Below are 9,169 nucleotides of genomic sequence, written 5' to 3' on the forward strand. Positions count from 1 at the left end.
CCAGACAGGCGTCCGTCCCTTCCGCTGCGGCAGCGCCTTGAGGTAACTTCCATTGGCCCATTGCTACATGCCGACAACGGCACCGCCCTTCATCACCAGCCGCACGGCACGCACGGCGGAGATGTTCCCCGTGGGATCACCCGCAACCGCGACCAGATCCGCGAGCAGGCCCGGCTTCACCGCGCCAAGACGGTCGCCCACCCGCATCCAACGCGCGTTGCCCGAGGTGGCGGCGAGCAGCACCTGCGCCGGCGTCATTCCCGCTGCCGCCATCAGTTCCATCTCGCGCGCGTTCGTGCCGTGCGCGAATACGCCTGCGTCGCCACCCATGCAGATCGGCACGCCGGCGGTGAGCGCAAGGCGGAGGCTGTCACGGCTTGCCTTCACCGCGGCGGGAGTCGGCTCCGCGCCGGTCCAGCCGCGATAGCGTGCGCTCGCGTCCGAAGCGGCGAGCGTCGGGCACAAGGCGATCTTCTTCGCCGCCATGCTCGCGAAGATCGCAGGCGTCCCGCCATAGCCATGCTCGATCGTGTCGACGCCCGCCTCGATCGCGCGGCGCATACCCTCCACGGTTGAGGCGTGGACCGCGACAGGACGTCCGGCGTCGTGAGCCGCCGCCACCGCCGCCCTGATCTCATCAAGGCTCAGCGTCGCTCGGCTCTCCTCGCCCGCGCGCCAGCGGTAATCGGCGTAGAGCTTCACCCAGTCCGCGCCGGCGGCGATCTGCCGACGGACCGCCGCAACCATCTGCTCCGCGCCCGAGACCTCCTCCGCACCTTGTGGGATGGCAACACCGGGCTCGAATCCCTTGGGGCCGTAGGCACCGAGCGCAACGATCGCGCGGGTCGCGACGCTCAGTCGCGGGCCTTCGACGATCCCTTGGTCGATCGCCGCCTTCAGCCCGACATCGGCATAGCCAGCCCCTTCGGTGCCGAGGTCGCGCTCGCTGGTGAAGCCTGCCCGCAAGGTCGCCCGCGCGTTCGCCACCGCGCGTGCGGTGCGCAGGGCCAGCGGTTCATGCAGCACCTGATCGTCCCAGCTCGCCTCGTCATAGGGATGGAGGAAGAGATGGCCGTGGCCCTCGATCATGCCCGGCATCAGCGTGTCACCGGCGAGGTCGATGACCCGCACGCCCGCAGGAACGGTTAGGTTCGGGCCGACCGCGACGATCCGGTCGCCACGCACCAGCACCTGCCAGTCAGCATGCACCTTCCCGTCGACGCCGTCGAACACCGCCGCGGGTCGTAGCAGCGTCGCGGTGCCCGTCGCGGGCTCGACCGGCGGGGCGCTGGCGCCGGCGAGCATCATTGCCATCACGATCGCCAACCAGCACTTGGCCATGCCTCACTCCCCGTTCTACGCTAGCGCCATGGTTACGCTCCTCCGGCGCATGCGCAATCCGCTGATCTTCGCAGCCCTCATGGCAACGACCGCCGCCGCACCCGATCCGGACATGGCGCGGTGGCGGGTCGAGGCGGCGCGGGTAACGATCACGCGTGACGACTGGGGCATCCCGCACGTCCGCGGCCGCAGCGACGCCGATGCGGTGTTTGGCATGACCTACGCGCAGGCCGAGGACGATTTCGCTCGCATCGAGGCTAACTACCTGACCGCGCTTGGCCGCACCGCCGAGGCGGATGGTGAGGAGGCGATCTGGGCCGACCTGCGCCAGCGGCTGTTCGTCGATCCGGCCGAGCTCCAAGCGCAATATGCCGCTTGTCCCCCATGGCTGCGCACGCTGATGGATGCCTGGGCGGACGGGCTGAACTTCTACCTCGCGACGCACCCGCAGGTGAGCCCCAAGGTGCTGACCCGGTTCGAGCCGTGGATGGCGCTGAGCTTCACCGAGGGCAGCATCGGCGGGGATATCGAGCGCATCTCGCTCGCCGACCTCAAGACCTTCTACGGCCGGCCGACGCCACCGACGCCGGAAGAGCTGGGGGCGGTGCCGCGCGAGCCGTCGGGGTCGAACGGCATCGCCATCGCGCCGAAGCTGACCGCCAACGGCCGGGCCCTGCTCCTCATCAACCCGCACACCAGCTTCTACTTCCGCTCGGAAGCGCAGATGACCAGCGACGAGGGCCTTAACGCCTATGGCGCCAGCACCTGGGGGCAGTTCTTCGTCTACCAGGGGTTCAACGCGCACGCCGGTTGGATGCACACCTCCTCCACCGTCGACAATGTCGACCAGTTCGCCGAGGCGGTGGTGCGTCGAGGCGACGGCTGGGCCTATCGCTACGGCCGCGAGACACGCCCAGTCGTCGCTCGCACCGTGACGCTCCGTGTTCGCCGGCGCGACGGCAGCCTGGGCGACCGACAATTTATCACTTGGCGCACGCATCACGGACCGATCGTCGCGGCGAAGGACGGCCGCTGGATCGCGACCGCGCTGATGTGGCGGCCCGTCCCGGCGCTGGAGCAGAGCTGGCTGCGCACCAAGGCCACCGACCTCGCCTCCTACCTCGCGGTCGCCGAGCGCAAGGCGAACTCCTCCAACGACACGCTGTTCGCCGACGACAAGGGCGAGATCGCGTTCCTGATGCCGCAATTCATGCCGGTCCGTGACGACCGGTTTAATTATACCCGCCCCGTCGACGGCAGCGATCCCGCGACCGACTGGCGAGGGTTGCATCCGCTCGCCAGCCTGCCGAGCGTCGCCAACCCGCGGGTCGGTTGGGTCCACAACACCAACGACTGGCCGTGGAGCGCGGCGGGGCCGGACAGCCCAAGGGCAGCCGACTATCCGCGCTACATGGATCAGACCGGCGGCAATGCCCGCGGCGAACACGCCGACCTGTTGCTGACCGGCCGACGGGGCTGGACACCCGAGCGGCTGCGCGACGCCGCCTACGATCCCTATCTGCCCGCTTTCGCCCGGCTGCTGCCCGGTCTCGTCGCCGCATGGCGCGCACTGCCAACGAACGACCCGCGCCGGCCTGCACTGGCCGAGCCGATCGCGACACTCTCCCGGTGGGACCATCGCTGGAGCAACGACTCTATCGCGACGAGCCTCGCCGTCTATTGGGGCGATCAACTCTGGCGCGAGGTCGGCAGCGTCGCACAGGCGGAGCGGATCAACGTGCCCGACTACATCGCCACCCGCGTCGACGCCGCGACCAAGCTCACCGCGCTGGAAACGGCGGTCGCGCAACTGACACGTGACTTCGGCGGCTGGAACACCCCGTGGAACGCGATCAACCGTTTCCAGCGGCTCGACGGTGCCATTCGGCCGCACTTCGACGACGCGAAGCCGTCGACGCCGGTGCCCTTCACCTCGGCGCAGTGGGGTAGCCTCGCCTCTTTCGGCGCGAAGACGTGGCCGGGAACAAAGCGCTATTATGGCACCAGCGGCAACAGCTTCGTCGCGGTGGTTGAGTTCGGCCCCCGCGTGAGGGCAATGGCCGTAATGGCAGGGGGGCAAAGCGGTAATCCGACCTCACCGCACTTTGCCGATCAGATCGACCGTTACGCCACTGGTCGCCTACGGCCGATCTACTTCCACCCCAACGAGCTCGCCGGTCACGTCGAACAGGTCTATCGTCCCGGTGACGACGTTCCTTGATCGCTGGCATCTGCGTTGAAAGCACAAGCGACTAGATGGTCCAATCCTAGCCATTCACGCGCCCGTTCTCGCTGACCACCAATACCTGCCGCCGGTTCATGCGAGCGGACCGACCGCTCAAGAGAGGCCTGCTATTTTCTCGGGACGGCTAAGATTGGGACTTTTCTGCCGTTCACCAATAAAAGGCAGATGGCAGCTTAATGTATAATCGGCCATTCACGATGGGCAGATGGGAGTGACGGTAAGATTTCGACGGAGCATTCACAAATCGGAGCGCAGGGCTATTCCTCGCGCGGGTTTGTCCCCTCGGCAGCCTGTTTGGCGATGCGCTTGCCCCACTTGATCCACAATTGCGAATTGGTGAGTTTGGACGAAGCCACTTTGAATTCTGGATCGCCGCTGGCCTCGACGAGGGTCTCGGCGATGCTTTTGGCGACGGAAGGTGGAAGCCAGGGATTGAGGACGATCCGTTTGATCCATCTTAGTTCGATCGGCATGAAATGCGCGCCTTCGCCGCATTCCCCGGTGTAGATGATACGATATTCCAACTCGGGCTTGAACCCTGCCCGCTTTAGGAAGGGCAGGTCGGAAATCGTGTATTTCGCATCCTTCATTTCATCAAGCCGAACATAGTCCATCGAGGCGTAGAAATAATCATCATCAGTCTTGATGCTGTGCAGCAGCGGCTTCTTCTCGAAATCGATGCAACAACCGTCTGCCGACTGGGTGAACACCTTCCAATGGTGGTAGGTCTCGCCGCTTTCCGTGCAGCACAGGGCCTTGAGGCTCGCAAGCTTCATCTTCTCGCGATAGAGCCGCATGAACTCAGCGTCATTGCGGTCGTCCCATTTCTCCGGATCGAGAAAGGCGACGCGCTTGTTCCTCAGGGTGTCGATCGCCGAACCGATTGTCGTGTAGCGCCGCAGGGTGTTCTTGATGCGACCGGTCTTGAGCTTCATGCACGATCCTCCTGTGTAACCCATGTGTCTGCCGGGAGGCGTTCACTCAATGGCGTCGAAGCCGCCGTCTATGAATGAGGCGTCGTTCGCCAGCGCTTGAAATAAGGCATGCTCCCAACTGTTTGGCCTGGCTTCGAAGGCCTCACGCTCCTCGTCGAGATAGGACTGCACTTCCGCTGCGCCGCCTCATGCATGGAGCGTGGTCAGCCTATCCTAGCTTGAAGCGCCTTGGGCAAATTTGTTAGATTTTCTCTGATCTGCCGAGCGAGCAAAAGAGATTCTATGCCGGTCAATGTGCCCAACTCCGTAAGGCAGTCGTAGGCATGCCATGGCATCAAAGGCTGGTTGCCGTCTCTCGCGAACGGCGCATCGGTCTCGGTGAGCAGGCGATCCAATGGCATCAAGGAGGCAAGCTCGCGCCCCCTGCGGGACCTCAACATCGCAGGACCAATAGAGAACCAGCACCCCATGGCAATCGCACGGTCGAGTTCGCGAGTGTTGCCGCTAAACCAGTGCAGGATCGGAACCCCGGCGCGCGGACGAAGCTCTAGCGCGTCGAGGACGAGCGTCGCTGCGCTCCGCGAATGGATTGTCATGATCCGTCCGCCTTGGTCTGAGCAGGCGTCTAGAATTCGGTCAAAGACCTCGCGCTGGATCCCCATCGTATCCCGGTGCGCGGGGCTGCCGTCGAGGCCTATCTCACCGACGTATCGCGCCTCAGGCAGAAGCCCGCAAAGAAGCGCGACCTCGGCATGGCGCTGGGCCACCACCTCGGGATGCAGGCCGAGCGCCACCCGCACCCGCTTTCGGTCTCCGACCAGCTTCCTCGTTCCGCGCCACGCCTTGGGCGTCGTCGTCACCGCCAGCACATAGGTCTTGTGCGAATCGACCTCCTCTAGAATCTTGGCCGGGTCGGGATACAGATCGATGTGGCAGTGAAAGTCGATCAAGGGATTCTCATGTTTGCGTGCAGGGCGGCTAGTTCCGCAATGCCATTCTGCACGACCTGCCGATAGAGGACTGGATTGCCGAGCAGCTGCCGATTCATGGAGCCGCCGATGAGCGCGTCAAGTCCCCGGCGACGAACGGTTTCGATCGCGATCGCCACGGAGCGCACATCGTCGAAGCGTGCGTGGCGCTCATCGTTTTGGCCCAGCGGTCCGTATTTGTAACCACCGTGCGTGGTGTCTGGACGGCCCCAGGCGAGATAAGCACCGCGCCGGACCTGGCATGGCACGCAGCGCCCGCAGTGCTGGAAGCCGGTGCGCGAGTATCGTCCGCAGCTTGTGGAGCGGTCAACCAGCTTGGCCAGCAGTGCGGGATCGATGCATCCCCTTAGCATCTCACCCTTGGTCTGATGCTCATAGGGATTGTTGATGCGGACGCGCAGTCCTGCATCGTCCAGCGTCTCCTGGATTAGGCGCAGGAGGAACGGATGCGTCGTGCGGGTGCTCAGGGATCCCGTGCGTAGCGGGGTCAGCGGCACGTTCTGACTGATGAAACCGTTCTCTGGAACGCGCAGCTCGATGATGGCGCCGTCCGCGTGCCGCTGAAGACAACTGGCGGCGAGGACGCCAAAACCGAGAAAGGCAATCGATCTGGCCCGCTGCGATCTTTCGGATGCGTGGGGAGGTCGGGCATGATGATTGAGCTGCAGGTGGCGGCTACCGGGTGCTATGCTTGAGGCGAACAATTTCTGGTCCTGCGTGTCCCCCTTCGCCATCTGGCTAACCAGCAACGGGTTCAGGCCCTCGCCTACCACGTCGATCGCACCGATGAGACTGTCCATGCCGCCGGACAGTAGGCAAACCATGTCCTCTGGGCGCGGGCGGGATCCGGTCCGTGGGGCGGGTGCACCACCGCCACCGATGAAGCGAATCTCCCAGATGTCTCCAGACAGGAAGCGCAGCGCCTGCGTGAGGCGGGCAGCCTGCGTGTTCCAGAAGTCGGGCGCTGCAACGGCAACGGTCAGATCGATTTGACGCGTCCATCCGTCCGGGCTCCGCTCGCGCGAGACTGCCTCGTCGGCAGCGACGACGGCCATCGCGAACGAGGCGAAATCCCATGCCTGCCCGGACGGAGCGAGGCCGAGCTTCTGCAGGCGACGCGGGACGAGGTCTCCGACTCGACCGCGCCCGTTGATCCTGGAGTTGACGTAGATGTCGAACCGGGTGTCGGTGCCCGGAATGTCCGGCAAGTCTTGGGGAAGGCAGGCAATTTTCGTCACAGTCCACCGTCCTCCTCGAAGACATCGAACGCCTGCTGGATGGCATCGCGAGATATCCGATCGATTACAGCTCGGCCGATGGCGCCGTTGGCCGCGCGCTCCGCCGCATACTGGGCTGCCACGACCTCACGGACGTAGTCCTTCATCTCCTGCAGGCGCTCCAGCCCCTCGCCCTTGGTCGGAGCCTTGTCGATGATCGACTTGCCGACATCGAGCTCGATGCGGTGCGCGACGTCGTAGCCGAGCGTTGCCGCGGTCACCTGGTCGACCTGCGCAGGGGACAGATTGGTCAGATTGTTGTTGTGAGCGAGGATGTCCGAAAGTGCGCGAGCGGCGGAATCACGGGTCGCTTCGGCATCCTGCGTCCCGTCGATTGGCATAATCGCATCGACCAGGGCGTCTGCGATCTCGGCAGGCGTCAAGCCCGCCAGAGCCTGTGGATTGATCCCTAGTTCTTGTGGAAGCGGCTGTCCGTTCGCCAGCGAGGTCAGCGCGTTGTGGAGGGAGCTAGCGGCACTTGCCGATCCGCCAAGCCTGCGGGCGGCGTTGCCGCTGCCGCCCATTCCGCTGCGCGAATAGTGACCGAGCCCGCGGCGCAGGTGTCGCCCACGGTCGGCACCACCACCGGCGAACTTGCCGAGGGAGGTCCGGACGCCGCGCCAGCGGCCGGGGGCGGAAGGGACTGCAGGCTGCTGCAGGGGCGCCTGCGGCGGTGGAACCTGCGGCGGTGGCGGTTGAGGCTGCGGCTGCCTTGGCGGTGTCAGCTGCTGCCCCGGCGCCGGGGCAGGCCCTTGAGGTATCTGCGGCGGGGGCTGTTGCGGACGGGGAATGGACGGGGGATTGTCGACCCAAGGCGGGACGATGGGAACGTCAGGCCCCGAACCGGGGCCACGGCTTGATGCTGAGGTGCCCATCAGTTCGCCTTTCCGGCAGCCGCGATGGCCCTGCGCGTTTGAGGGGTGAGATCGCCACGGCTCAGGAAGCCGGTAAGGACGCCCTTGCCCCAGTCGGTCTGATTGATGCGCGGCACGATGCTAGCCTTGATCTGGCTGGAAGGAATCTCGCTGAGGAAGGCGACTACCGATGCCTCCGCGCCTGGCGACGCCCCGGCCAGAGACTGCATCGCGTTCAGGATCGCCGGGGTCCCCCACGCCGTCTCCTGTTTCGCCTTGGAAAGTATCTTGTCAGTAATGCGGCCGATCTCTGGATTTGTCAGGCGGGCGACCTCTGCATCGACCGTCGTGCTGGACGAGTTCATGCGCAACAGCATGTCGAGCACCTCGATCGCGTCCGACGACAACTCGTCCGCGCGAGAGATGATGGGATGGCTTTCGCGCCCCACATACAGGGCGCCGCGCAGGTCGCGACCGGCGAGCGCGGGATCAAGCGAGAGCCAGTTGGAGTGAAACGCATCGTTCCAGGGTTTCTCCAGCGGCGGCTTCGTCTCGTCGCCGCGGCTCCGCGCCTCCATCTCGGCAAGAAAATCGGCATGACCGTCCTCGGACTCGTTCACTGCTCGCAGCATTTCAGCATAGGCGTCCTTGTCCCCGCAGCGCTCGAAGAGCAGCAGCTTGACGAGCACCTCCTCATCAACGGTGACCTTCTGGATGCGCGCCATGGACGTCCGCATGGAGAGCGTGTTGAGGAAGCGCTTGATCAGACGGGGGTTGCCCCGGACGTTAGGAGAGGTGGTGAGGATCGGGGCGATCCGTTCGGCGAGCGCAAGCCTGTTAAGCAGGCCCGACGGGCAATTGGGCACCAGACTTGACACGAAAGCCTTGTCGACGCGCTCGCCCTTCCACGTCTCGCCTAGGCGGAGGCAGACCCCGATGCGGATGGCCTCCTTCTGTCCGGCATCGAGCGAGACCTCATCGTCGATAAACAGCATCATGAGGTAGGCGCGGACCTCGTGCGTTCCAAGGGGTGGCACGCGGATGGGCAGCTGGATCAGCTTGTCGAAATAGTTAGTCACCAAGTCGTCGTTGAGCGCGACGTCGTCGAAGTGTGTCCGAACGGCCTGTCGGATCATACCCTCGTCAGCAGCGATGACGAAGGCGGTGTGCTTGAGAAAAAGGAAGAGCCGCATCGCCTCCAGCGTAGCGATCGCGGTCTTGGGGAGGCAGCGATCGAGATCGTCGATCAATACTACCAGGGTGATGTTTAGTTCGGCGAGCGTCGCCTCGAGATCGTCCCGGAATGCCTGGATCGCCTTGCGGGGCGTTTCCATCTCTGCCGGCTCGACGTCGGCCTTCTCCTCCGGCTTCTTCTCGTCGAAGAACTCCTCGCCCTTCTTCACACCATCAACGGCCAGCTCCTTCACCTTCTTGAGGTCGTCGCCCGTCACGTTGCCGTCGAACAGAGAGGTGGCTCGGCAAATCTGGACAGGCTGCTAAGTGGAGTTTCTGCCTGAAGGCGGCCAGC

8 protein-coding genes are annotated in these 9,169 nt (G+C 64.7%); 1 reads left to right on the top strand and 7 read right to left on the bottom strand.

The genetic code is table 11. From position 1 onward, the window contains the following. Positions 1 to 63: 63 nt before the first annotated feature. Entirely contained in the window at positions 64 to 1,308 is a 1,245-nt protein-coding gene (locus ASE78_RS13890) for a metal-dependent hydrolase family protein (RefSeq protein WP_235515066.1), read from the bottom strand. A 61-nt stretch (positions 1,309 to 1,369) separates the two neighbouring features. Here ASE78_RS13890 and ASE78_RS13895 point away from each other — a divergent pair, with 61 nt between their 5' ends. Then, positions 1,370 to 3,562, top strand: coding sequence for a penicillin acylase family protein (locus ASE78_RS13895; RefSeq protein WP_056497931.1), 2,193 nt, complete (start codon positions 1,370 to 1,372; stop codon positions 3,560 to 3,562). Between the two features lie 281 nt (positions 3,563 to 3,843). On the opposite strand, the gene ASE78_RS13900 is transcribed toward ASE78_RS13895, so the two are convergent. The 6 genes from ASE78_RS13900 to ASE78_RS13920 form a co-directional block, all read right to left on the bottom strand. Further along, positions 3,844 to 4,521 (bottom strand): hypothetical protein, encoded by a 678-nt coding sequence (locus ASE78_RS13900; RefSeq protein WP_056497932.1) that lies wholly within the window; start codon positions 4,519 to 4,521, stop codon positions 3,844 to 3,846. 42 nt (positions 4,522 to 4,563) lie between these two features. Further along, positions 4,564 to 4,692, bottom strand: coding sequence for a hypothetical protein (locus tag ASE78_RS19810; protein WP_268795717.1), 129 nt, complete (start codon positions 4,690 to 4,692; stop codon positions 4,564 to 4,566). A gap of 32 nt (positions 4,693 to 4,724) precedes the next feature. Next, a complete protein-coding gene (gene qatD / locus ASE78_RS13905; RefSeq protein WP_056497933.1) occupies positions 4,725 to 5,471 on the bottom strand; it encodes a Qat anti-phage system TatD family nuclease QatD in 747 nt (248 codons plus the stop codon). Beyond that, positions 5,468 to 6,748, bottom strand: a complete 1,281-nt coding sequence (gene qatC / locus ASE78_RS13910; RefSeq protein ID WP_056497934.1) for a Qat anti-phage system QueC-like protein QatC — start codon at positions 6,746 to 6,748, stop codon at positions 5,468 to 5,470. The genes qatD and qatC overlap by 4 nt, the downstream gene beginning before the upstream one ends. Then, the gene (gene qatB, locus ASE78_RS13915; protein WP_156351505.1) at positions 6,745 to 7,311 is read right to left on the bottom strand and encodes a Qat anti-phage system associated protein QatB; all 567 of its coding nucleotides are present in this window, start codon (positions 7,309 to 7,311) and stop codon (positions 6,745 to 6,747) included. Before qatB ends, qatC begins: the two co-directional genes overlap by 4 nt. A 350-nt stretch (positions 7,312 to 7,661) precedes the next feature. After that, a complete protein-coding gene (locus tag ASE78_RS13920; protein ID WP_056497936.1) occupies positions 7,662 to 9,092 on the bottom strand; it encodes a P-loop NTPase fold protein in 1,431 nt (476 codons plus the stop codon). Positions 9,093 to 9,169 lie beyond the last annotated feature (77 nt).

It is taken from the genome of Sphingomonas sp. Leaf25 (genome assembly GCF_001421635.1).
Lineage (GTDB): Bacteria > Pseudomonadota > Alphaproteobacteria > Sphingomonadales > Sphingomonadaceae > Sphingomonas.

Excerpts from the sequence above, each read along its gene's own strand:
- ASE78_RS13890 (WP_235515066.1), bottom strand. The coding sequence starts at position 1,308 with ATGATGCTCGCCGGCGCCAGCGCCCCGCCGGTCGAGCCCGCGACGGGC.
- ASE78_RS13895 (WP_056497931.1), top strand. The coding sequence starts at position 1,370 with ATGGTTACGCTCCTCCGGCGCATGCGCAATCCGCTGATCTTCGCAGCC.
- ASE78_RS13900 (WP_056497932.1), bottom strand. The coding sequence starts at position 4,521 with ATGAAGCTCAAGACCGGTCGCATCAAGAACACCCTGCGGCGCTACACG.
- qatB (WP_156351505.1), bottom strand. The coding sequence starts at position 7,311 with ATGGGCGGCAGCGGCAACGCCGCCCGCAGGCTTGGCGGATCGGCAAGT.